Source organism: Methylobacterium sp. E-016 (genome assembly GCF_022829745.1).
Taxonomy (GTDB): Bacteria; Pseudomonadota; Alphaproteobacteria; order Rhizobiales; family Beijerinckiaceae; genus Methylobacterium.
Genome location: NZ_JAKSYF010000161.1, coordinates 1 through 21,511, shown reverse-complemented (window position 1 = coordinate 21,511; position 21,511 = coordinate 1). Strand labels below are relative to the sequence as shown.

Here is a 21,511-nt window from a genome sequence, read left to right as displayed (position 1 = left end):
TGCGCGTCTTCTTGTCGTTGTCCTGCGATCGAGCTGATCGATCACGGGTTCGCGGGGATAGCGGTTCCGTTGATGATGATGGTGGGCGTGGCCACGCTGTTCGAGCCGCCCAATTTGCTCAGCGCTTCGTTGAGCCCGGAGAGATCCGGGGAGTTCTGGCCGGATTTCGCGCCCGCGCCCTGCGCCTGCGCGGTCGACAGGAGAAAGGTTCCGTTGAGCGGATTGCCGCCGAAGGTCGGGCTCACCGGGCGATAGAGCTGCTCGGTCGCCGATCCGGGCGCGCTCGCAAGGGTTCCGCACAGGAGCGAAGCAACTGCCAAGGCTAAAATTTCATCGGCCCCTCACTGCGATATTTCAGATCATCTAGGGTCATGCGAGTTAACGCTTAATCAACAAGCCTCCATTCGGAAGGCGCGCAATCAACATATTAACCGGAATAGACCCTTGAGGCTGAATTACACCGACATTCAATCCTTGAGTTCCAAGTAGCACAATGTTGGAGTGAAGATTGTTGCCTGCCTGCAACACGCCAACCTGATTCAGGTTGCCGATGATGCCGGCAGTCGATTGATTTCCCGTTCCTGTCTGCAGATGAGCCACGTGGTTGTTGTTGCCGATCTGCAGGGTCTGCGCGACCTGGCCGGACCCGCGCGCGGCGGCCATCTCGGGCGTCGCCATCGGCGCGGGGATCGCCGGCGACCGAGCGAACGGGGTCGCGGCGCCGTTGGTCGACCCGAAGGCCTGGACCGGGACCGAGGCGCCGATGGCTGCCTGCGCCACGTAGGCCGATTCGGCCCGGGCCGGGACGGATGCGAGGGCGGCGCAGATGGCGACGGATGCGCTCGCCGTGGCGATGCGACGGATCGCGTGGGTGAGCCCGAGGGTCAGGGCGAGTGGCATGAGATGCTTCCTTGATCCCACGTGAGGACCAGTTTCGCCTCGTAGTGCCCGAGTGCCGAGCGATCCAAGGTCAGGGTCGACAGGACGGTTTCCGAATTCGCCGAGAGCGCGAAGGCGCCGCTCTGGACATTCCGGCTGGTTCCGGTCTCGCTCTCCTTCGAGACGAAGAGCGAATACTGAACTTGAAGATCGCGGTCGGCTCTGGCGAGCGCCTGGAGGCGGAGGAATTGCGAGGTCGGTTCGGCTTCGACGGTGCAGGCCACGCCCGCGATGGAGGCCGTGGCCCTGGGCATCGAGAAGGCCGGATGGGTCCCGAGGCAACCAGCAAGGCAGAGGAGCGCTGCGCGCACGAGACCCCGGATCGGCGATGCTGCGCGCCGCATGCGGTCTGCTCTCGATCTGGAGAAAGAGAGGCGGCAGGCTTGTTCGGCCTGCCGCCTTCCGGGACTTAGCGCTGCACGGTCACGGCGGTGTTGCGGTAGCCGAACTGAGCGGTGACGGAGCTGTTGGAGACGTTGCCGGCGCTGGACTGCGAGGTCATCGCGTAGTTGGCCGCACCGACCTGCACCGTCTGCTGGGTGTTGGCACCGATCATGTTCTGCGGGCCGGTGGTCTGGAACGCATTGGCGGTGTTGTTGTAGCCGGCCTGCACGATGAGCGAGCCATTGATACCGATGCCATCGGCCAGCGGATTGGCGATGGTGGTGCCCTGGGCGGTCAGCGCCTTGTTCTTCGCGCCGATCTGCAGCGTGGCGGCGCCGTTGCCATTGAGAGCCAGCGAATTGTTGCTCTGGCTGGTGACGGCGCTGTTCTTGGAGCCGAGCTGGACGGTGCCCTGCAGGTTCGAGCCGTTCTCCTGGCCGACGATCGCGGTGTTCTGCGAGCCGATCTGAGCGACCGTCGAGTTGTTGGAGGTCGGCAGGAGGCTGACGCCCTTCTGCGAGGTCAGGGCATTGTTGCCGCCGCCGATCTGCGTGGTGGCAGCGGTGTTGGTAAAGCCCTTGAGTTTGCTGGCCTGAGCTGTGACCGAGACGTTGTCGACGCCGACCTGGAGGGTGTCCTGGCCGTTGTTGCCGCCGGTCTGGGTGGCGAGCGAGACGTTGCCGAGGCCGAACTGCTCCGTGGTGGAGGCGTTCGCGCGCGACTTGGCGCCACCGCTCTGGTTGGTCAGGGCGAAGTTGCCGACGCCGACCTGGAGCGTGCTCTGGGCGTTGTTGCCGTCGGTCTGCCCGACGAGGGCGCCGTTGTTGGCGCCGAACTGGGCGATGTCGGAGCTGTTGCTGCCGGCGGTGGCGCTCTTCTGAGCGACGACGGCGGAGTTGCCGGCGCCGACCTGGAGCGTGCCCTGGCTGTTGTTGCCGCCGTCCTGGCTGATGGCGGCGCCGTTCTTCACGCCGAACTGCGAGGTGGTCGACAGGTTCGTGCCGTACTTGCCGCCGGTCTGGGCGAGCGCCGTCATGTTGCCGGCACCGACCTGCAGCGTGTCCTGACGGTTGCCGCCGCCGGTCTGGCCGATGACGGCATCGTTCTTCACGCCGAACTGCGAGGTGGTCGACAGGTTCGTGCCGTACTTGCCGCCGGTCTGGGCGAGCACGGTCATGTTGCCGGCGCCGACCTGCAGCGTGTCCTGGGCGTTAGCGCCGTTGGTCTGGCCGATGACGGCGCCGTTGGCGAAGCCGAACTGCTGGACGAGCGAGGCGTTCGAGGCCGCGCCGGTGCCGGCCTTGGTCTGCGAGGATACCACCGAGTTGCCGGCGCCGACCTGCAGGGCGGTCTGGGTGTTGTTGCCGTCGGTCTGTCCGACGAGGGCGGTGTTGCCGGTGCCGAACTGGCCGGTGGTGGAGGTGTTGGTGCCTGCGCTGCCGCCGGTCTGACCCGAGACGGCGACGTTGCGGACACCGACCTGCAGCGTCTGCTGGGTGTTGTTGCCGCCGGCCTGGCCGACGAGGGCACCGTTGCCGAGACCGATCTGCGTGGTGGTCGACGTATTCTCGCCGAAGGTTCCGCCGGTCTGACCGATCACGGCCGAGTTGACGGCACCGATCTGGAGGCTGCGCTGGGTGTTGTTGCCGGCCGACTGCCCGACCAGGGTGCCGTTGCCGAGGCCGAACTGAGCCGAGGTGGAGTCGTTCGCGCCCTTGGCGCCGCCGGTCTGGGCGGTGACGTTGACGTTGCCGGCGCCGACCTGAAGCGCGCTCTGGGTGTTGTTGCCGTTCGTCTGGCCGACGACGGCGTTGTTTCGGGCCCCGAGCTGGACGATGCCGGACTTGTTCTGGGTGCTCTTGGCGTTCGCCTGCGAGGTCAGGGCCCGGTTCTTGACGCCGGCCTGGACCGTGCTCTGCGTGTTGTTGCCGCCGGCCTGGCCCGAGAGCGCCTCGTTGTAGGCGCCGACCTGCGCGATGAACGACTCGTTATCGGCCGCGAAAACGGCCGTGGAGCTCGCGAGAACGAGCACCAACGCTGCTGACGTCTTCATTTGGAGATGCCTACTCTATCCGGGCGGGTCGCTTTGAAGTTGCAACCACTGTGGAGCATCGAACGATTCGCTGCACTCGGATCGATTTAATGTCACGTTAACGAATCAACGGCAAGTGAGGCTGTTAAAATTCAGTTAACAATGCACATCCTCCTTCGTTCCACGCTTCTTCGACGATCGCGCGACTGCGGCGAGGGCCTGGAAGAATGGGGATTGAGGTATTTCAGGCTGCCGCCCGCCGCCGCAACTCCGAGATAGTTGATGCGATGGTATTTGGCGGACATATCGGCCCCTGAGCGATGCCGATTCGGCCATCCGTTTCTCTGGCATCGCGAGACGAACTCGATGGGGCGGCGATCGATTGCCCCCTCGCGTCGCAGCGCGGGCGAAAGATCCGCATTTATCGTTCCGTGCGGTCCCTGCTCGGAGCGGCCGCTCTCGAGGCCCCTGGCCGAGACACCGAGGGCGGCGTCGCGACCAGGCTGGTTAATGGGGCGATCACGAATTGGCCCTACACGGGAATCCCGAATCGTAGAGGGGGCCGAGACATGATCCGCTTCGCGCAAGTCGCAACGTTCGCTGCATTGACCATCCCCGGTGCGACCCCGATCCTTGCCGCCGAGGCCTATGTTCAACAGGCCGCGATCGCCCAGGCCGGCGACGTCCCCGTGCGACTCCCGGCAAGCCCGCTCCTGGCCGCGCCCGTGACCCTCGCCTCCGCCCAGGCCACCGCCGCGAGCCGGCAGGCAGGCAACACGGCGCAGGTCGCGCAGATCGGAAGCTATAACAATGGCATGGTCTCGCAGACCGGCATGGGAAACGTCGCCGCGCTCTATCAGCAAGGGCAGGGCAATGTCGCCGTGATCTCGCAGACCGGCCGCTCGCGCTGAGATTTCATGACCACGATCGTGTATCGACGATTTCGTCCGTCCGAATCGTGACTTGATGCGACCTATTCCGTTTGATGGCCGTCTCGGGGCAACGGTCGTCAAACGCGCTTCGGACCTTCCACATCCACGCTAGAGTGCGGAGCGGATTCCCGGCGTCTGAAGATCGCGGCTCGTGTAGGCGGCGTTCCCCAAGCTAAATCAATGCGATTTTCGCGAAACGTGTGATTCAGGTGGACACGCTTGAGAACCTTCTTGCAGACCCAGGGATTGTGCGGCTAGAAGCCGTCCTTGGTCCACGCGAACTGCCGAACAGGCGGCTGTTCGGCACCCAAGACTTCGTGCGATGGCTAGATGGGCAAGTACGCCAGCAAGAACCGTCGCCAAGCGGAGCCGAAACGACACCACTCGAACAGATCGACGACCTCTTTCACCGATATTCGACGGGCGGCTTCCTGGCTCATCGCCGGGAATTTCGTTGTGTCAAAGTCGAAAAAAATCCTGTATGGGAATTAAAGACCGTAGACGTTCGAATATTCGGCTGGTTCCCGGCAAGAGACTGCTTCGTGTGTGTTTTTGGAGATTTTGCTGATCGCGTAAAAGATCATGATCTCTATCGCGGCTATCGCCTCGAAATTCGGCGGATGCGACGCGAGATGGGGATCAAAGAAGATCTTTGCGGGATGGGGGGGGCGCCGAGTGACGTCATATCATTTTAGGACCAACGGCCGGTCCCGATCGGCGGGACGCCTGATCGGTCGCGTGCGCAGCGAGCTGCTCCAGGCCTTGCTGGAAGAACGCACGGCATCGGGCGCCTCCATCCAATCCGTCGCCGACAAGCTCCTTCTCGAGCGCTCGGTCATCAACGGCCAGCTTTCCGGGCATCAGCAGCTCTCGCTTCGACTGATCGCCGATCTGGCTTGGGCCCTGGATCGCGAGATCGTCTTCGAGATCCGCAAGGTCGAGCGGCAGGCGGGCCAGAACTCTCCCCCGGAAGTGTCCACGGCGATGTCTCGCGCACCGACCCTGGTCGGCGTTTCGCGCACCCTGACGTCGACGCTGCCGCCCAGCCGCCAGATCCACGTGCGACCTCGGCAGGCGAGGCAGAAAAGCGCCTCCACATGAAGCGCCATGGATTCTCGATCTTCTGCGACGACATTCGTAACGAGGTGGGCGGAAAGCTGAGTTTCATCGGGTGCTACAATTCGGTCATGTTCGCCTCTCCGGACATGCCGTTCATCCTGCCGAAGTTCTGCATCCATACGCATGTGATCTCGTCGGCCGAGCACCCGCTCTCCTCCGTCCTGCTACGCTGCTACGTGCCCGGCCTCGAGGATCCGATCATTGAGGAGCCGGTGGAGACGCCGCCCATCGCCGAGCAGCGGAAGCTCGTCTCCGCGCTCGAATCCGGCAGCACGGCGCCGCGATACATCGTGGCGTCGGCGAGCCTGATCCTCTCGCCCTTCGAAATCTTGAGCACGGGCCTCATCAGCGTCCGCGCCGTCCTGGGCGACATGGCGGAAGAACTCAGCCTCGGATCGTTGAGGGTGGTCGTCGCAGACTAGGTGTTTGATCCCACGGCGTGGTGATATGGTTGAGCACCATGCTGCCAGGGATGCGCTCTGGCCCAGGTTCTTCATGGAAGGCCGTGGCGGACTTGTCGATCGCGATGCCGGGCGGAATTTCCCGCGGATCGACCAAGTCAGGATCGATGCTCGCGGCCTCGATGCGGCGACGGAGCACCGCGGTCCTTCCCGATACGAGGCGTTGGTCTTCGAGCGGTGTCCTGAGCCATTTCTCGGCCCTCCAATCCACGATCTCAGAAGGGGATCGGGATGCGGACCCGACATCAAGGGCTGGCCAAAACCTCGATCCCGGCGCGCGCACGCACTCCGAATGACCCCGATCGCGGTTTTTCCTCCCCACGGTCCCAGCCTTCTGCGCCTACTCCTCTCTTGCTGTGGTCGAGGGTCTTGCTCGATGAGGTCGGCGACGGCTTGGTCGTGCACCGTGACGGGGAACCGCGATCATCTGCAGGGCTTGGCCTTCCTGCCGGCATGAGGTCCGGCGGGAGAGCAGCATGTCGAGCGACACCCACAAGCATCAGGAACTGCTCAGCGCTCTGAAGGCCGCGCAGGGCAAAGGCGACGGCTCCTTCGAGCAGGCCGTGACGAATGCCTTCGAGCACGTCTTCGAGCACCTCGATCGACTGAACTCGCACGTGTCGCTCGGCGGACCGGAGGGGGACGAGCGTCATCTCAAGACCGGTGAGTCGCCGACGCTGCGATAAGCTCCGGGCCCTGACTTCCGATTCGGAGTCAGGGCCGTCGTCGCGGCCTTCCTCTCGATGGCGCCGGTCGTCATGCGACGTGATCGAGCCCAGGGCCGGCAGCGAGTTCGTTGACCAGGATGCTCACGGTCCGCATCGGTCGGTCTGTCGTCGGTCGCCTCGCACAGGATGGCGAGCGGGGACGGCCGCACGCCGGCGGCGCGAAGATCGCCGAGGATCCCTGCCGAGCAGGGCACTCGGAACCATCGGGGTGTGCGGCTGGTCCAGCGCAACGGCTATCGTGACCGGGACTGGCAGACGCGGGCCGGGACCGTCGAACTGCGCATTTCGAAGCTGCGGAGGGGCTCGTGCTTCCCGGCTTTCTTGATCGCCTCGGCGGCGGTGATCGTGAGCACCGACGGCCGGCGCGAGGTGCGCGGCATGGATGTCGGCCCCTCCGAGGCCGAGACGTTCGGGACAGCCTTCCGCAAGCTCGCCCGGCGGGGGCTGCGCGCGGTCAAGCCGGTGATCTCGGACGCCCACGAGGGCATCAAGGCATCGGTGGCCCAGGTGATGAGCGCAACCTGGTAGCACTGCCGCATCCACTTCCGGAGGACGGGGCTCGCCCAGGCCGGCCGCTCAGGTCTTCGATGCGCTTTGCGGGGCTCTGATTCCTCGGGGCGCGTTCGAGCCACGGTCCTGCGGTCAGCTCAAAGACTTCAAACGACGGACGACGCGGTCCGGGCGGCCTCCGGACTCACCCCCAGGCGCCGCTCCGCGCGCGGGCGCGCATGGCCTCGATGAACAGGCGGACGCTCGGCAGGTGCGCGCGGCTGGCGTCGAACAGCAGGTGGATCGGCACGGGCGGCGGCGCGTGCGCGTCGAGCACGCTGCACAATCGGCCCGCGGCGAGGCCCTCGGCCGCCTGGTAGCTGAGGACGTTCGCGAGCCCGAGCCCGGCCGCGGCGGCGGCCAGCTGGGCATCGATCGAGGTCACGGTCAGCCGCGGCGCGACGGCGACGCCCTGCGACCGCGGGCCGAAGCGCCAGTGCGAGCCGGTTCGGACGTTGTCGCCGGCGATGATGTCGTGCTCGGCGAGCGCCTTCGGGTCGGCCGGCCGCCCGCGCGCGGCGCAGTAGGCCGGGCTCGCGACGATGACCTGCCGCACCGTGCCGATGGCGACCGACCTGAGGCGGCTGTCGCGCGGCTCGCCGATGCGGACCGCCACGTCGATCCCCTCCTCGACCAGCCGGATGTTCCGGTCGAGCAGCATCAGGCGCGCCGACACCGGCCGGTGCCGGGCGAGCAGGTCCGCCACCACGGGGAGGACGTGCAGGCGGCCGAAGACGACCGGCGCCGTGATCTGCAGCTCGCCGTGCGGCGCCGCCTGGCGCCCCATCACGACGTGCTCGGCATCCTGCAGCCGCATCAGGATCTCGCGGGCGCGATCCAGGAGGGCGGCGCCCTCCTCGGTCAGCGCCACGCTGCGGGTCGAGCGCCGGAACAGCGGCACGCCGAGATGCCGCTCGAGGGCGGCGATGGTCCGCGTCACCGCGGGCGGCGAGTGGCCGAGGTGGCGGGAGGCGGCCTTGAAGCCGCCCCGCTCGGCCACCGCGACGAAGGTGGTCAGCGCCGCGAAGCGGTCCACGCGATCATTCCCGAAAACGAAATTCTGAACTGCGAAGGTGATGGATTATCGCCGCCGCGTGAAGCCGCTACCTCTCCGGCATGCCCGGTACCTACTTCCACCACCTGTTCGGCGAGACGGCGCGCACGCTCCAGGCGCGCGCCGGCTCCCGCGCCAGCTACGCCAGGCGGGAGGCCGCGTCCGCCGACGGGCGCGATGCGCTGACCGAGCGCGAGCACGCCTTCCTGCAGGCGCGCGACAGCGTCTACCTGGCGAGCGTCGGCCCCGAGGGCTGGCCCTACATCCAGCATCGCGGGGGGGCGGCCGGCTTCGTCCGGTCGTTGGGCGAGAACCGGATCGGATTCGCCGACTATCCCGGCAACCGGCAGTACATCTCGCAGGGCAACGTGATCGAGCGCGGCCGGGTGGCCCTGTTCGCGATGGACTATCCGGCCCAACGCCGGCTCAAGCTCATCGGCCACGCGCGCATCGTCGCGGCGGCCGAGGATCCCGATCTCGTCGCGCGGGTCTCGCATCCCGCGGCGCCGCCGGCCGTGGCCGCGTTCGTGATCGACGTGGTCGGCTTCGACTGGAACTGCCCGCAATTCATCGCGCCGCGCTTCACGCGCGCCGAGATCGAGGCCGAGCTCGGGCCGCTGCTCATCGAGAACGCGAACCTGCGCGCCGAGCTGGCGCGCCTCAAGGGAGCCTCCGCATGACCGAGCCGTCGACCCGTGGCGTGCATCACGTCGGCCTCGCCGTGCCGGACCTCGACGCCGCCGAGCGCTTCTTCGTCGACGCGCTCGGATGGCGCGTCGCCGGCGGCGTGCCGTCCTACCCCGCCGTGTTCGTCTCCGACGGCGCGATCCTCGTGACGCTGTGGCGGATCGCCGATCCGGAGGCCGCGGTGCCGTTCGACCGCCGCGCCAACGTCGGGCTGCATCACCTCGCCCTCAAGGTCGCCGACCGCGCGGCGCTCGCCGCCGCCTACGACCGGGTGCGCGGCCATCCGGGGACGACGATCGAGTTCGCGCCCGGTCCGATGCGGGAGGGGTCCGAGACGCACCACTTCATCGGCACGATGCCGGGCGGCGTGCGCCTCGAATTCGCCACGGCGTAGGACCGTTCCTGTCGCCAGGCCGGCTTTCACGTCGGCGCCCTGCACTCTCGGACCGAACGGCGGGAACCTCGTCCCATGGCCTTGCCGACGCCTGCCCGGCCTCGAACGCTTCCGCACGGCGATCGCGCCGGCGCCGACGACAGACGGACGGCCCGGCGCGCGGTCGCCTCGGCCTCCTGCGCCAGCCTGATCGGGATCGGGCTCGCGCGGTTCGCCTATACGCCGCTGCTTCCGGCGATCATCGACGGCGGCTGGTTCGAGGCCTCGACCGCGGCCTATCTCGGGGCGGCCAACCTTGCGGGTTATCTCGCCGGCGCCCTGCTCGGGCGGCCGCTCGCCGCCCGCACCCGCGTTCCCGTGGTGCTCCGCGCGATGATGGTGGTGGCGACCGCGGCGTTCTTCGCCTGCGCCTACCCGCTGAACGTCGCGTGGTTCTTCGCCTGGCGCTTCGCGTCGGGCTTTGCCGGAGGCGCGCTGATGGTGCTGGCCGCGCCCGCCGTGCTTCCGCACGTGCCGCCGGGCAAGCGCGGCCTGGCCGGCGGCCTGATCTTCATGGGCATCGGCGTCGGCATCGCGGCGTCGGGGACGCTCGTCCCGCTCCTCCTGCGCGGCGGCTTGCAGCAGGCCTGGTTCGGCCTCGGCGCGCTCTCCTGCCTGCTCACCGTCATCGGCTGGCGGGGCTGGCCGTCCGACGCTCCGGCGGCAGTTCGGCCGGTTGCCGGTGCCGAGCCGTCGCGCGCGCCAGGCCGGGCGGCGCTGCGGGCGCTCTACGCGGAATACGCGCTCAACGCGGCCGCGTGGGTGCCGCACATGCTCTTCCTCGTCGACCTCGTCGCGCGCGGCCTCGGGCAGGGCATCCAGGCCGGATCGCACTATTGGGTGCTGTTCGGGCTCGGCGCGACGGTCGGCCCGATCCTCGTCGGGCACCTCGCCGACCGGACCGGCTTCGGTCCCGCGCTCCGGCTCGCCTTCCTGGTCGAGGCCGGCGCGATCGCGATTCCGGCCCTCGGCCTCGGCCCGTCGTGGCTGATCCTGTCGAGCGTCGCGGTCGGCACCTTCGTCACCGGGACCGTGCCGCTCATGCTCGGCCGCATCGGCGAGCTCCTGCCCGGGGAGCCGGAGCGGCAGAAGGCGGCTTGGAGCGTCGCCACCGTGGCGTTCGCGCTGTTCCAGGCCGGCGCCGCCTACGGGCTGTCCTTCGTCTTTGCGCACACGGCGGGCAACTACACGCTGCTGTTCGCGCTCGGCACGTCCGCGATGGTGCTGGCGCTCGCCATCGACCTCGGCACGGCGCTGGCGACGCCGCGCCCCGCCTCCCCCGCCCGCCCCTGAGGCTGGCGCCCGAATCCGGCGGAGTTGAGCGTCCGTGCCGCATCGTAGCCGTGCCGAACGCGGGGCGAGCGGCGCCGCCGCACGATCTCGCGGCGATCGGTCAGCCCGAGGCTTCGTTCGCTCCCGGTTCGATCGACGGCGGGTCGGGCTCGCCGGCGGCCGCGATGGGCAGGCCGGTCGCGCCGGCCGCCGGCGCGGCGGCGAGGCTCGCCAGGTCCAGCCACGCCGCCATCAGGCGGAGCTCCCCAAGCAGCCGGTCCATGGTGCCGGGGGGCGCATCGGGCTCCAGGTGCACGCGCTGGACGACCAGCACGCCGATCCTGCGGTTCGCCTTCAGGTCGACGCGGGCGACGAGCGCGCCGTCCATCAGGAAGGGCAGGACGTAGTAGCCGTGCTCGCGCTGGTGAGCGGGCGTGTAGATCTCGAGCCGATAGCGGAAGCCGAACAGCCGCTCGGTCCGCGGCCGGTGCCAGATCAGCGGATCGAAGGGCGACAGGAGCGCGGCGCCGTCGAGCCGTCGGCCGAGCCGCGCCTCCCTGTGCCGGTAGGCCGGCTGCGGCCAGCCGCGGACCCGGGCCGGAACCAGCGTGCCGTCCTCGACCAGCTGCGCGATCGGCAGGTGCGCATCGGCGGGCGCGAGGCGATAATAGTCGCGCAGGTCCTGCGCCGTCGCGATGCCGAGCGCCCGCGCCGCGCGTGCGATCAGCTCCCGCCGCGCGTCGATGCCGCTCGGGGTCGGATGCGCGAGGACGGCGCGCGGAAGCACGCGGTCGGGCAGGTCGTAGACGCGCTCGAAGCTGCCGCGACGGTGCGTCGAGGCGACGAGGCCGGCCCAGAACAGCCATTCGAGCGCGTGCTTGGCCGCACTCCACACCCACATGCCCTGCGAGGCCCGGTTGCCCGCGACGTCGGAGGCGGCCAGCGGCCCCTCCGTCTCGATGCGGGCGAGGAGGGCTTCGGCTTCGCCGCGCCTGTCCCCGGCGAAGGGTTCGAGCCGCCGCCACAGGCCGCGGCCGGCGAGGGCCCGGGCCATGCGCCAGCGCAGCAGGGGGTGATGGTCGACCGGCAGGAGCGAGGCCTCGTGCCCCCAATATTCGAAGAACCGCTTCGGCCGGTCGGCCGCCAGGGCGTCGAGGAGCCCGCGCTCGTAGGGGCCCAGGCGCGAGAACAGCGGTAGGTACTGGGCCCGCACCAGCACGTTCACGCTGTCGATCTGAAGCAGGCCGAGCCGGCCGATCTCGTTGCGCATCCGCGCGGCGGAGACGGGTCCCGCGCGCCGGCCCGCGGCGAAGCCCTGGGCGACGAGGGCGATGCGACGGGCCTCGGAGGCGGAGAGGTCCGCCGTCAGGGCCGGCCTCCGGACAGGGGCGGCACGAGGCCCGGCAAGAGCCGCACGGAGTTCGGGAGCTGCGCCGCGTGCACTACGCGGCCTTCGGCGGCGACCCGTCGGCGCCGTTTTCGCCCTGCCGCGCGTGGACGAGGGTGCGGATCTGCTCGCGGACCTCCGGGGTGATCGGGTTGTAGACGATCATGCCGAGATCCGGTCTTCCGTCCACGGCGAAGGCCGAGAACTCCAGCTCGATCGGGCCCAGGACGGGGTGACGGAGCCGCTTGACCCCGTCTCCGTGGGCGTGGACGTCGTTCTCCCGCCACAGGGCGGCGAAGTCCGGGCTGGTGCGGCAGAGCTCGTCCACCAGCTCGCCGACCTCGGAGGCCGCGCCGGCCCGCACCGCGTCCGCCCGGAACGCGCCGACCACGAAGCGGGCGACGCTGTCCCAATCCTGCTGCGCCGTCCGCACCCGCGGGTCGCCGAACATGCGGCGCAGGATGTTGCGCTCGCCGGGCGGCAGCGGTTCCCAGTCGGTCATCACGACGGCGGCGGCGCGGTTCCAGGCGACGACATCCCAGGTCGCGGTCTTGATCAGGGCCGGGCTGACCTCGAGCGTGTCGAGCAACCGCTGGAGGCGCGGCGTGATCCCCTCCTGCGGCCGGTAACGGACCTCGGGCGGACGCCCCAGCGCCAGCATGAAGACGTGCTCGCGCTCGGGCTCGGTCAGCATCAGCCCGGCGGCGATGCGGTTCAGCACGTCCGCCGAGGGTGCGCCGCCACGCCCCTGCTCCAGCCAGGTGTACCAGGTCGCGCTGATGTTCGAGCGCTGGGCGACCTCCTCCCGGCGCAGGCCCGGCGTGCGACGGCGGCCCGAGAACCCGAGGGCGGCCGGATCGAGCTTGGTGCGCCGATCCCGCAGGTAGGCGCCCAGCGAGGGTTCGGAACGGGCGGGCATGGCGATCCTGTTGGGACGTATACCGGGATACGATCACGACTTTAACGGGATCGGCGGCGGGCCGACAAGGGGCGCTCTGATCACAGCGGAGTGCATCGCATGCGCATCTTCCTCACCGGCGCCACCGGCTTCATCGGCTCGGCCATCGTCCCGGAACTGCTCCGGTCCGGGCATCGGGTGCTCGGGTTGACCCGCTCGGAGGCCGGCGCCCGCAAGCTGATCGAGGTTGGGGTCGAGCCGCATCGCGGCACCCTCGACGACCCGGACAGCCTGCGCCGCGGCGCCGCGCAGGCCGACGGCGTGATCCACACCGCCTTCGACCACGACGACTTCACGAACTTCGTCGCCAATTGCGACAAGGACCGGCGGGCGATCGAGGCCCTGGGGGCCGCCCTCGCCGGCTCGGATCGGCCGCTGCTCATCACCTCCGGTGCGGGAATCGGGAGCCCCGACGGCGGCGGCCCGGCCCGGGAGGACGTCTTCGACCGCGCGCACCCGAACCCGCGCATCGCCTCCGAGCTCGCCGGGGCCGCGCTGCTGGAGGCGGGGGTGAACGTGTCGGTGGTGCGGCTTCCGCAGGTGCACGACACGGTCAAGCAGGGGCTGATCACCTACCTGATCGACCTCGCCCGGCGGACCGGCGTCTCGGCCTATGTCGGCGACGGCGCCAACCGCTGGGCGGCGGCGCCGGTCCTCGACGTCGCCCGGCTCTACGCGCTCGCCTTCGCGCGGCGGGAGGCGGGCGCCCGCTACCACGCGGTCGCCGAGGAGGGCGTCGCCGCCCGCGACATCGCGCAGACCATCGGCCGCGGCCTGAAGCTGCCGGCGGTCGCCCTCGCGCCGGAAGACGCCGCCGCGCATTTCGGGTGGCTCGCCGCGTTCGTCGGCCTCGACATGCCGGCCTCCAGCGCGCTGACGCGGGCCCGGCTCGGCTGGCACCCGACCGGCCGGGGCCTGATCGAGGACTTGGAGCGGATGGACTATTCCCGGCCGCCCGCCTGAGGCGCCCGAGGCCTCCGCCCGTCAGGACGACAGCGTGCGCAGCTCCCCGCGGGCGATGCCGAGCGGCGTCCGCACGAGCAGCCACAGGATGACGGGGGGGGGGCAGCGTCAGGAGCACGAGGGCGGCGGCGTCGGTCGGGAGCCCGGAGCCCGGTCGACACGGCCTCGGAGGATGGCGCGATCGCCGCGTCCCGGACGACCTCCGGCATCGACGGTCTCCCCTCGCGCTCACGCGCGCCGCACCCGCGATTCACCAGGGCTGCCGGAAAAGGCGCGCGAAACCGGCCTGCGCGCAAGGTCGGCGACCGGCAGGGCGCGGATGCGCTGCCCGGTCAGCGCCGCGATCACGTTGAGCACGGCGGGGGCAGCCCGGGCGCGCCGACGCCGCCCGTCGGCGCGCCGCTCTCGACGATGCGCACGTGCACTGCCGGCCTGTGCTCGCGGCGGATCGGGTCGGTGTGGTCGTTCCGCGACTGCCGGGCGCCGTCGCGGTAGACGATCTGCTCGAACAGCCCCGAGGACAGGTCGAGCGCCGCCGGCCCCTGGGCCTGCGCGTTTCGTTTGCGAAACCCCGCCGGTCACCTACACTCCGATCCGAGGCGTACGAGCCCCGGGCCGGAGTTTCCATGACGCGTATGGTCGAGCGGGGCGGCTTCGAGCGGAAGGCGGGCGAGCGCGCCGACGCGTCGGCGGTCGAGACGCGGCGCGGGGCGATCGTCGCCGCGGTGCGCCAGCGCGGCTTCGTGACGATCGAGGCCCTGGCGAGCCAGTTCGGCGTGACCGTGCAGACGATCCGGCGCGACCTCAACGAGCTCAGCGCGGAGGGGCGGCTCGAGCGCTACCGGGGCGGCGGCGGCCTGCCGTCCAGCGTCGAGAACATCGACTACGCCGACCGCCGCACCACGCTGCTGTCCGAGAAGACCCGGATCGGCCGGCTGGCGGCCGGCCGCATCCCGTCGCACTGCTCGGTGTTCCTCAACATCGGCACCACGCCGGAGGCGGTGGCGCGCGAGCTCGTCCGCCACGACGACCTCAGCATCATCACCAACAACCTCAACGTGGCGGTCGGGCTGGCGGAGGCGACCGACTTCCGCATCGTCGTGGCGGGCGGCACGATCCGCAACCGCGACGGCGCCGTCCTGGGGCAGCTCACCTGCGACACCCTCAGCCAGTTCCGGGTCGACGTGGCGGTCATCGGCATCAGCGGGATCGACGCCGACGGCGCCCTGCTCGACTACGATTACGAGGAGGTGCGGGCGACGCAGACCATCCTGGCGCATGCGCGCCAGACCTTCCTCGTGGCCGATCACACCAAGTTCACCCGCCGCCCGATGGTCGAGGTCGGGCGGCTGGAGCAGATCGACACCTTCTTCACCGACCGCGTCCCGCCGCCCGAGATCGTCGCCCTGATGGAACGCCACGGCGTCGCCCTCGCGGTGGCCGACCAAGACGAGCCGTAGCGAACATCGAAATTTTCGCTTGCGAAAATCCTAAGATAAGGCAATATTCTGCCGACCCGGGCATCGGCCGGGGCGGGAGGCGACTCATGACGACGGTCTCGAACGTGCGGGCGCTGGGCGCCCCCTACGACCTGCTTGTCATCGGCGGCGGCATCAACGGCACCGGCATCGCCCGCGACGCGGCCGGGCGTGGCCTCTCCGTGCTGCTGTGCGAGCGCGGAGACCTCGCGGAATTCACCTCGTCCTCGAGCACCAAGCTGATCCACGGCGGCCTGCGCTACCTCGAATACTACGAGTTCCGCCTGGTGCGGGAGGCTCTGGCCGAGCGCGAGCGCCTGCTGCGGCAGGCGCCGCACATCATCTGGCCGCTCCGCTTCGTGCTGCCGCACGACGCGGGCCTGCGCCCGGCCTGGATGCTGCGGGCCGGCCTGTTCCTGTACGACCACCTCGCCCGGCTGCGCACCCTGCCCGGCTCTAAGACGGTTCGCTTGCGAACATCGCCGGTGGGCGCACCGCTTCAGGACCGGCTCACGAAGGGGTTCGTCTATTCCGACTGCTGGGTGGAGGACAGCCGCCTCGTGGTTCTGAACGCCATGGATGCGCGGGCCCGCGGCGCCGAGATCCGCACCCGCACCGGCGTCGAGTCGGCGCGCCGGGTCGACGGGACGTGGACGGCGACCCTGCGCGACGCCGTCACCGGGCGCACCGAGACCGTCCGGGCGAAGGCGGTGGTGAACGCCGCCGGCCCCTGGGTGAGCGCGACGCTCGGCGGAACGCTCGGCGTGAACAGCCGCGCGGCGGTGCGGCTGATCAAGGGCAGCCACATCGTGGTCGCCAAGCTCTACGAGGGCGATCAGGCCTACATCCTGCAGCAGCCCGACAAGCGCATCATCTTCGCAATCCCCTACGAGCGCGACTTCACGCTGATCGGCACCACCGACGTCCCCTACGCGGACGAGCCCGGCCCGGTGCGGATCTCAAAGGACGAGACGCGCTACCTCTGCGACTGCATCAACCGCTCGTTCGCCAAGGCGATCGGGCCGCAGGACGTGGTCTGGAGCTATTCGGGGGTGCGCCCGCTCTACGACGACGCCGCCGCCAACGCCTCGGCGGTGACCCGCGACTACGTGCTCGACGTCGACGATGCCGGCGGGCAGGCGCCGGCGCTCTCGGTGTTCGGGGGCAAGATCACCACCTACCGCCGTCTCGCCGAGCACGCGATCGAGAAGATCGCGTCCCACTTCCCCGGCCTGAAGCCGGCCTGGACGGGCGAGGCGACCCTGCCCGGCGGAGCGATGCCGGAGGCGGATTTCGACGCCTTCCTCGCCGCCTTCGCCCGCGAGGCGCCGTTCCTGCCGGCCGAGACCGCCCGGCGGCTCGCCCGCGCCTACGGCACCGAGGCGCGGGCCATCGTCAAGGGCGCGCGCAGCCTGGCCGACCTCGGCGAGGCGTTCGAGGGCGGCCTGAGCGCGGCGGAGGTCGACTACCTCGTCCGCTCGGAATGGGTCCGCACGGCGGAGGACATCCTGTGGCGGCGCTCGAAGCTCGGCCTGCGCACCAGCCCGGACGGGGCCGCGCGGCTCGCCGCCTACCTGACGCGAAAGGCGGAAGCCGCCTGAATCAAGGTGCGCGGCGCGGAACCGGCGCGAAGACCGGTCCGCGGGAGACGATCGACCCACGGTCCGCAAGGGAGGAAGACAGCCATGTCGCAGTATGTCGGCGCCATCGACCAGGGCACCACCAGCAGCCGCTTCATCGTGTTCGACCGCGAGGGGCGCATCATCGTCTGCAAGCAGCGCGAGCACGCGCAGATCTATCCGCGGCCCGGCCATGTCGAGCACGATCCGATGGAGATCTGGCGCAACACCCAAGGCGTGATGCAGGACGCCCTCGACGGCGCCGGGCTGACGCCGAAGGACCTCCTGTCGATCGGCATCACCAACCAGCGCGAGACCACGCTGATCTGGGACAAGCGCACCGGCCAACCGCTCCACAACGCCCTGGTCTGGCAGGACACCCGCAACGACCGCCTCGTCACCGAATATGCCCGCGACGGCGGGCGCGACCGCTTCCGCGCGCTCACCGGCCTGCCGCTGGCGAGCTACTTCTCCGGGCTGAAGCTGCGCTGGCTCCTCGACCACGTCGCGGGCGCGCGGGAGAAGGCGGAAGCCGGCGACGTGCTGTTCGGCAACATCGACACCTGGCTCGTCTGGAACCTGACGGGCGGCCCGGACGGCGGCCTCCACCTCACCGACGTGACCAATGCCAGCCGCACCCAGCTGATGTCCCTCGAGACTCTGGCCTGGGACGACGGCATGCTCTCGGCCTTCGGCATCCCGCGGGCGATGCTGCCCGAGATCGTCTCCTCCTCGCAGGTCTACGGCGAGACGCAGGTGCCGTTTTCCGGCGTGCCGATCGCCGGCATCCTCGGCGACCAGCAGGCGGCCCTGTTCGGCCAGGCCTGCTTCCAGCCGGGCGAGGCCAAGAACACCTACGGCACCGGCTGCTTCGCACTGATGAACACCGGCGAGACGCCCGTACCCTCCACCTGCGGCCTCGTCACAACGCTCGGGTACAAGCTCGACGGCAAGCCGGCGGTCTACGCGCTCGAGGGCTCGATCGCGATCACCGGCGCCCTGGTGCAGTGGCTGCGCGACAACCTGCACATGATCCAGGACAGCGCTGAGGTCGAGAGCCTCGCCACCACGGTCGCGGACAACGGCGGCGTCTACTTCGTGCCCGCCTTCTCGGGCCTCTACGCGCCGCACTGGAACGAGGGCGCCCGTGGCCTGATCATCGGCCTGACCCGCTACGCCAACCGCGGCCACATCGCCCGCGCCTGCCTGGAGGCGACCGCCTTCCAGACGCACGAGGTGCTGGAGGCGATGGAGAAGGATTCCGGCATCCCCGTGCGCGAGCTGCGCTCGGACGGCGGCATGGTCGCCAACGTCACCCTGATGCAGTTCCAGGCCGACATCCTCGACGTGCCGGTGGTGCGCCCGCGGGTCACCGAGACCACGGCACTCGGCGCCGCCTACGCGGCGGGCCTCGCCACCGGCTACTGGCGGAGCACCGACGACCTCGTGCGCAACTGGGGCGTCGACCGGCGCTGGGTGCCGAACATGGACGCGGGCGAGCGCCGGCGCATCACCGCCGCCTGGGGCCGCGCCGTGAAGCGCGCCTTCGACTGGGACGAGCAGGAGGATTGAGGCCGCCGCCTCGACCGCTTCCCATCCCGGACACTCTCGGAGGACATCCCATGACGTCGCCGTTCCTGGGCGAGCTTCTCGGCACGATGGTGCTGATCATCCTCGGCAACGGGGTCGTTGCCGGCGCGATGCTGCGCGGCTCCAAGGCTGAGGGCGCGGGCTGGATCGCGATCACCGCCGGCTGGGCCTTCGCGGTGCTGGCCGGCATCTTCGTCGCGACCGCGACGGGCAGCCCCGACGCGCACATCAACCCGGCGGTGACGATCGCCGGTGCGATCACGTCCGGGAATCCGAGCAAGCTCCTGGTCTACGTGCCCGCGCAGATGATCGGCGCCTTCCTCGGCGCGACCGTGGTCTGGCTGCACTACCTGCCGCACTGGGCCGTCACCGAGGATCAGGGCCTGAAGCGGGCCTGCTTCTGCACCGATCCGGCGATCCGGCAATCGGCCGCGAACTGGACGAGCGAGATCATCGGCACCTTCCTGCTGATCCTGATCGTCAGCGCCCTGCTGTCGCGGACAGTGGGGGCTTCCGGCAACATCCCGACGGGGCTGGCGCCCTACCTCGTCGGCATGGTGGTCTGGGGGATCGGCCTCTCGCTCGGCGGCACCACCGGCTACGCGATCAACCCGGCCCGCGATCTCGGGCCGCGCCTCGCCCATGCGGTGCTGCCGATCGCCGGCAAGGGGCACTCGGATTGGGGCTACGCCCTGATCCCGGTCGCCGGCCCGGCGATCGGTGCGGTGCTCGCGGCGCTCGCGATCCTGCTGATCGGCGTCTGAGGGCCGGCGCCTATTCCACCGTCACCGATTTGGCGAGGTTTCTCGGCTGGTCGACGTCCTTACCCATGACGACGGCGGTATGGTAGGCGACGAGCTGGATCGGCACCGCGTAGACGATCGGCGCCACCGTCGGGTCGAGGTCGGGCATCGTCACCGTGGCCAGGGTGTCGAGCCCGTGCTCGGCCGCGCCCTTGGCGTCGCCGATCAGCACGATGCGCCCGCCGCGGGCGGCGACCTCCTGCATGTTCGACACGGTCTTCTCGAACACCGCGTCGTGGGGGGCGATCACGATCACCGGCACGCTCTCGTCGATCAGCGCGATCGGCCCGTGCTTGAGCTCGCCCGCCGCATAGCCTTCGGCGTGGATGTAGCTGATCTCCTTCAGCTTCAGCGCGCCCTCCATCGCCATCGGGTAGCTCGTCCCGCGGCCGAGGTAGAGCACGTCGCGCGCCTTGGCGATCTCGCGGGCCAGCCCCTCGATCTCGTTCTCGCGGGCGAGCGCGTCGGCCATCAGGCCGGGTACGGTGATCAGCGCGTCGACGAGGCGGCGCTCCTCGGCCGCATCGATCGTGCCGCGCGCCCGCCCCGCGGCGATGGCCAGGCACAGCAGCACCGTGAGCTGGCACGAGAACGCCTTGGTCGAGGCCACGCCGATTTCGGGGCCGGCGAGCGTCGGCAGCACCACGGAGGATTCCCGCGCGATGGTCGAGGTCGGCACGTTGACGACGCAGACGCTGTGCTGGCCCTGGGACTTCGCGTAGCGCAGGGAGGCCAGGGTGTCGGCGGTCTCGCCCGATTGCGAGATGACGAGGGTCAGCCCGTCCCGCTCCAGCGGCGCCTCGCGGTAGCGCGCCTCGGAGGCCACGTCGATCTCGACCGGCAGCCGCGCGATCTGCTCGAACCAGTAGCGGGCGACGAGCCCGGCATAGAAGGCGGTGCCGCAGGCGGTGATGTTGAGGCGCGACAGCTTGGCGAAGTCGAACGGCAGCGGCTCGGGCAGCGCGACGCGGCCCTGGGCGAGGTCGACGTAGTGAGAGAGCGTGCGGCCGACGACTTCCGGCTGCTCGTGAATCTCCTTGGCCATGAAGTGGCGATGGTTGCCCTTGTCGATCCGGTAGGCCTGGGTCGCGATGGTCTGGCGCGGGCGCTGGACCACCGTGCCGTGGATGTCACGGATCTCGGCGCCGGCGCGCGACAGGATCGCCCAGTCGCCCTCTTCCAGGTAGGTGAGCGCGTCGGTGAACGGCGCCAAAGCCAGCGCGTCCGAGCCGAGATAGGTCTCGCCCTGGCCGAAGCCGATGGCGAGCGGCGCGCCGTGGCGGGCGCCGATCAGCAGGTCGTCGTGACCGGAGAACAGGAAGCCTAGCGCGAAGGCGCCGCGCAGGCGCGGCAGGCAGGCGGCGACCGCCTCGACCGGCCCGAGGCCCTGGTCCATGGCGTGGCTGACGAGCTGGGCCACCACCTCGGTGTCGGTCTCGCTCTCGAAGCGGACGCCCGTGGCCTCGAGCTCCTGCTTGAGCGCGCGGAAGTTCTCGATGATGCCGTTGTGCACGACCGCGAGCCGCGCGGTGGCGTGGGGGTGGGCGTTGGTCTCGTTCGGCCGCCCGTGCGTCGCCCAGCGGGTGTGGCCGATGCCGATCGCGCCCGCCAGCGGCTCCTCGCGCAGGCGCGCCTCGAGGTTGACGAGCTTGCCCGACGCCCGCCTGCGCGCCAGGCGGCCCTGCTCCAGCGTGGCGATGCCGGCCGAGTCGTAGCCGCGGTATTCCAGGCGCCGCAACGCCTCGATCAGCGGACCGGCCACTGCCCCGTTACCGACGATGCCGACGATGCCGCACATGCTGGGTTGTCTTTCGTATCGCCCGGTGGACCGGCGGCTTGTACCGGATCGGCGCGGCGCGAGGCCAGCCCTCGGTGGCTACGCAGGGCGGGCATCAGGAATCGGGCCGGTGCCAGCCGAGAGATGAGGGACCGGCGCGGCGTTTTGAAGAGGATCAGGATTTCCCCGCGCGCGCCGCCTTCTGCGCCCGCAACGCCGCCCGCTTCGTCTCGGCCCAGCCCGGCTTCGTCGCCTGGCGCCCGCGGGCGACGGCGAGCGCCCCCTCGGGCACGTCGTCGGTGATCACCGAGCCGGAGGCGACGAAGGCGCCGGCCCCGACCGTGAC

At 70.0% G+C, this 21,511-nt stretch carries 22 protein-coding genes and 2 pseudogenes; 14 read left to right on the top strand and 10 right to left on the bottom strand.

Annotated elements, in window-relative coordinates; genetic code table 11:
* Nucleotides 1-41 precede the first annotated feature (41 nt).
* The 4 genes from MKK68_RS24530 to MKK68_RS24515 all read right to left on the bottom strand — a co-directional run bounded on the left by MKK68_RS24530 (nt 42) and on the right by MKK68_RS24515 (nt 3,376).
* Nucleotides 42-320 (bottom strand): curli assembly protein CsgF, encoded by a 279-nt coding sequence (locus MKK68_RS24530; protein WP_244033187.1) that lies wholly within the window; start codon nt 318-320, stop codon nt 42-44.
* Nucleotides 321-378: 58 nt separating this feature from the next.
* Entirely contained in the window at nt 379-900 is a 522-nt protein-coding gene (locus tag MKK68_RS24525; protein WP_244033186.1) for a hypothetical protein, read from the bottom strand.
* Nucleotides 885-1,283 carry a curli-like amyloid fiber formation chaperone CsgH gene (gene csgH / locus MKK68_RS24520; RefSeq protein WP_244033185.1) on the bottom strand — a complete coding sequence of 133 codons (399 nt, stop codon included), beginning with the start codon at nt 1,281-1,283 and terminating at the stop codon, nt 885-887. Before csgH ends, MKK68_RS24525 begins: the two co-directional genes overlap by 16 nt.
* Nucleotides 1,284-1,348: 65 nt before the next feature.
* Nucleotides 1,349-3,376, bottom strand: coding sequence for a beta strand repeat-containing protein (locus MKK68_RS24515; RefSeq protein WP_244033184.1), 2,028 nt, complete (start codon nt 3,374-3,376; stop codon nt 1,349-1,351).
* A 548-nt stretch (nt 3,377-3,924) separates the two neighbouring features.
* On the opposite strand from MKK68_RS24515, the gene MKK68_RS24510 reads away from it, so the two are divergent.
* The 6 genes and pseudogenes from MKK68_RS24510 to MKK68_RS24485 form a co-directional block, all read left to right on the top strand.
* Nucleotides 3,925-4,266 (top strand): hypothetical protein, encoded by a 342-nt coding sequence (locus MKK68_RS24510; protein ID WP_244033183.1) that lies wholly within the window; start codon nt 3,925-3,927, stop codon nt 4,264-4,266.
* Between the two features lie 230 nt (nt 4,267-4,496).
* Nucleotides 4,497-4,982 (top strand): hypothetical protein, encoded by a 486-nt coding sequence (locus MKK68_RS24505; RefSeq protein ID WP_244033182.1) that lies wholly within the window; start codon nt 4,497-4,499, stop codon nt 4,980-4,982.
* A gap of 43 nt (nt 4,983-5,025) precedes the next feature.
* Nucleotides 5,026-5,388, top strand: a complete 363-nt coding sequence (locus MKK68_RS24500; protein WP_147843974.1) for an XRE family transcriptional regulator — start codon at nt 5,026-5,028, stop codon at nt 5,386-5,388.
* Nucleotides 5,385-5,828, top strand: coding sequence for a hypothetical protein (locus tag MKK68_RS24495; RefSeq protein WP_147843975.1), 444 nt, complete (start codon nt 5,385-5,387; stop codon nt 5,826-5,828). The genes MKK68_RS24500 and MKK68_RS24495 overlap by 4 nt, the downstream gene beginning before the upstream one ends.
* 515 nt (nt 5,829-6,343) lie before the next feature.
* The gene (locus MKK68_RS24490; RefSeq protein ID WP_147727535.1) at nt 6,344-6,553 is read left to right on the top strand and encodes a hypothetical protein; all 210 of its coding nucleotides are present in this window, start codon (nt 6,344-6,346) and stop codon (nt 6,551-6,553) included.
* A gap of 255 nt (nt 6,554-6,808) precedes the next feature.
* Nucleotides 6,809-7,183 (top strand): annotated as a pseudogene (locus MKK68_RS24485) (transposase); the annotation flags it as partial.
* A 106-nt stretch (nt 7,184-7,289) separates the two neighbouring features.
* Here MKK68_RS24485 and MKK68_RS24480 read toward each other — a convergent pair.
* The gene (locus tag MKK68_RS24480; protein WP_244033181.1) at nt 7,290-8,180 is read right to left on the bottom strand and encodes a LysR family transcriptional regulator; all 891 of its coding nucleotides are present in this window, start codon (nt 8,178-8,180) and stop codon (nt 7,290-7,292) included.
* An 80-nt stretch (nt 8,181-8,260) separates the two neighbouring features.
* Here MKK68_RS24480 and MKK68_RS24475 point away from each other — a divergent pair, with 80 nt between their 5' ends.
* The 3 genes from MKK68_RS24475 (at nt 8,261) to MKK68_RS24465 (ending at nt 10,611) form a co-directional block, all read left to right on the top strand.
* On the top strand, nt 8,261-8,878 hold the full coding sequence (locus tag MKK68_RS24475; RefSeq protein ID WP_147727537.1) for a pyridoxamine 5'-phosphate oxidase family protein: 618 nt from the start codon (nt 8,261-8,263) through the stop codon (nt 8,876-8,878).
* Complete coding sequence (locus MKK68_RS24470; RefSeq protein WP_147843978.1) at nt 8,875-9,279, top strand: VOC family protein; 405 nt, start codon at nt 8,875-8,877, stop codon at nt 9,277-9,279. Before MKK68_RS24475 ends, MKK68_RS24470 begins: the two co-directional genes overlap by 4 nt.
* A 75-nt stretch (nt 9,280-9,354) precedes the next feature.
* Nucleotides 9,355-10,611: a YbfB/YjiJ family MFS transporter gene (locus MKK68_RS24465; RefSeq protein ID WP_244033180.1), complete on the top strand. Its 1,257-nt coding sequence runs from the start codon at nt 9,355-9,357 to the stop codon at nt 10,609-10,611.
* A 100-nt stretch (nt 10,612-10,711) separates the two neighbouring features.
* Here MKK68_RS24465 and MKK68_RS24460 read toward each other — a convergent pair whose 3' ends face one another.
* Together MKK68_RS24460 and MKK68_RS24455 are read right to left on the bottom strand one after the other, a co-directional pair.
* Nucleotides 10,712-11,959, bottom strand: a complete 1,248-nt coding sequence (locus tag MKK68_RS24460; protein WP_409567316.1) for a winged helix-turn-helix domain-containing protein — start codon at nt 11,957-11,959, stop codon at nt 10,712-10,714.
* Nucleotides 11,960-12,032: 73 nt separating this feature from the next.
* Nucleotides 12,033-12,896 (bottom strand): helix-turn-helix transcriptional regulator, encoded by an 864-nt coding sequence (locus MKK68_RS24455; RefSeq protein WP_244033178.1) that lies wholly within the window; start codon nt 12,894-12,896, stop codon nt 12,033-12,035.
* 99 nt (nt 12,897-12,995) lie between these two features.
* Here MKK68_RS24455 and MKK68_RS24450 point away from each other — a divergent pair, with 99 nt between their 5' ends.
* Nucleotides 12,996-13,898 carry an SDR family oxidoreductase gene (locus MKK68_RS24450; protein WP_244033177.1) on the top strand — a complete coding sequence of 301 codons (903 nt, stop codon included), beginning with the start codon at nt 12,996-12,998 and terminating at the stop codon, nt 13,896-13,898.
* Between the two features lie 228 nt (nt 13,899-14,126).
* Here MKK68_RS24450 and MKK68_RS29810 read toward each other — a convergent pair whose 3' ends face one another.
* On the bottom strand, nt 14,127-14,255 hold the full coding sequence (locus tag MKK68_RS29810) for a hypothetical protein (protein WP_313898890.1): 129 nt from the start codon (nt 14,253-14,255) through the stop codon (nt 14,127-14,129).
* Nucleotides 14,256-14,524: 269 nt separating this feature from the next.
* Between MKK68_RS29810 and MKK68_RS24440 the strand changes: the two genes are divergently transcribed.
* The 4 genes from MKK68_RS24440 (at nt 14,525) to MKK68_RS24425 (ending at nt 19,349) form a co-directional block, all read left to right on the top strand.
* Nucleotides 14,525-15,358, top strand: a complete 834-nt coding sequence (locus MKK68_RS24440) for a DeoR/GlpR family DNA-binding transcription regulator (RefSeq protein WP_243932407.1) — start codon at nt 14,525-14,527, stop codon at nt 15,356-15,358.
* Between the two features lie 86 nt (nt 15,359-15,444).
* Nucleotides 15,445-16,977 (top strand): glycerol-3-phosphate dehydrogenase, encoded by a 1,533-nt coding sequence (gene glpD, locus MKK68_RS24435; RefSeq protein ID WP_244033176.1) that lies wholly within the window; start codon nt 15,445-15,447, stop codon nt 16,975-16,977.
* Nucleotides 16,978-17,061: 84 nt separating this feature from the next.
* Nucleotides 17,062-18,567 carry a glycerol kinase GlpK gene (gene glpK, locus MKK68_RS24430; RefSeq protein ID WP_244033175.1) on the top strand — a complete coding sequence of 502 codons (1,506 nt, stop codon included), beginning with the start codon at nt 17,062-17,064 and terminating at the stop codon, nt 18,565-18,567.
* Between the two features lie 50 nt (nt 18,568-18,617).
* A complete protein-coding gene (locus tag MKK68_RS24425) occupies nt 18,618-19,349 on the top strand; it encodes an MIP/aquaporin family protein (RefSeq protein ID WP_244033174.1) in 732 nt (243 codons plus the stop codon).
* Between the two features lie 10 nt (nt 19,350-19,359).
* Here the strand turns inward: MKK68_RS24425 and glmS are convergent, their stop codons facing one another.
* Nucleotides 19,360-21,186 (bottom strand): glutamine--fructose-6-phosphate transaminase (isomerizing), encoded by a 1,827-nt coding sequence (gene glmS / locus MKK68_RS24420; RefSeq protein ID WP_244033173.1) that lies wholly within the window; start codon nt 21,184-21,186, stop codon nt 19,360-19,362.
* 154 nt (nt 21,187-21,340) lie between these two features.
* A pseudogene (glmU, locus tag MKK68_RS24415) lies at nt 21,341-21,511 on the bottom strand (bifunctional UDP-N-acetylglucosamine diphosphorylase/glucosamine-1-phosphate N-acetyltransferase GlmU); the annotation flags it as partial.

What these genes read in the sequence shown, in the direction of transcription:
- MKK68_RS24525 (WP_244033186.1), bottom strand. Translation starts at nt 900, where the DNA reads ATGCCACTCGCCCTGACCCTCGGGCTCACCCACGCGATCCGTCGCATC.
- csgH (WP_244033185.1), bottom strand. Translation starts at nt 1,283, where the DNA reads ATGCGGCGCGCAGCATCGCCGATCCGGGGTCTCGTGCGCGCAGCGCTC.
- MKK68_RS24515 (WP_244033184.1), bottom strand. Translation starts at nt 3,376, where the DNA reads ATGAAGACGTCAGCAGCGTTGGTGCTCGTTCTCGCGAGCTCCACGGCC.
- MKK68_RS24510 (WP_244033183.1), top strand. Translation starts at nt 3,925, where the DNA reads ATGATCCGCTTCGCGCAAGTCGCAACGTTCGCTGCATTGACCATCCCC.
- MKK68_RS24495 (WP_147843975.1), top strand. Translation starts at nt 5,385, where the DNA reads ATGAAGCGCCATGGATTCTCGATCTTCTGCGACGACATTCGTAACGAG.
- MKK68_RS24490 (WP_147727535.1), top strand. Translation starts at nt 6,344, where the DNA reads ATGTCGAGCGACACCCACAAGCATCAGGAACTGCTCAGCGCTCTGAAG.
- MKK68_RS24475 (WP_147727537.1), top strand. Translation starts at nt 8,261, where the DNA reads ATGCCCGGTACCTACTTCCACCACCTGTTCGGCGAGACGGCGCGCACG.
- MKK68_RS24470 (WP_147843978.1), top strand. Translation starts at nt 8,875, where the DNA reads ATGACCGAGCCGTCGACCCGTGGCGTGCATCACGTCGGCCTCGCCGTG.
- MKK68_RS24465 (WP_244033180.1), top strand. Translation starts at nt 9,355, where the DNA reads ATGGCCTTGCCGACGCCTGCCCGGCCTCGAACGCTTCCGCACGGCGAT.
- MKK68_RS24455 (WP_244033178.1), bottom strand. Translation starts at nt 12,896, where the DNA reads ATGCCCGCCCGTTCCGAACCCTCGCTGGGCGCCTACCTGCGGGATCGG.
- MKK68_RS24450 (WP_244033177.1), top strand. Translation starts at nt 12,996, where the DNA reads ATGCGCATCTTCCTCACCGGCGCCACCGGCTTCATCGGCTCGGCCATC.
- MKK68_RS24440 (WP_243932407.1), top strand. Translation starts at nt 14,525, where the DNA reads ATGACGCGTATGGTCGAGCGGGGCGGCTTCGAGCGGAAGGCGGGCGAG.
- glpD (WP_244033176.1), top strand. Translation starts at nt 15,445, where the DNA reads ATGACGACGGTCTCGAACGTGCGGGCGCTGGGCGCCCCCTACGACCTG.
- glpK (WP_244033175.1), top strand. Translation starts at nt 17,062, where the DNA reads ATGTCGCAGTATGTCGGCGCCATCGACCAGGGCACCACCAGCAGCCGC.
- MKK68_RS24425 (WP_244033174.1), top strand. Translation starts at nt 18,618, where the DNA reads ATGACGTCGCCGTTCCTGGGCGAGCTTCTCGGCACGATGGTGCTGATC.
- glmS (WP_244033173.1), bottom strand. Translation starts at nt 21,186, where the DNA reads ATGTGCGGCATCGTCGGCATCGTCGGTAACGGGGCAGTGGCCGGTCCG.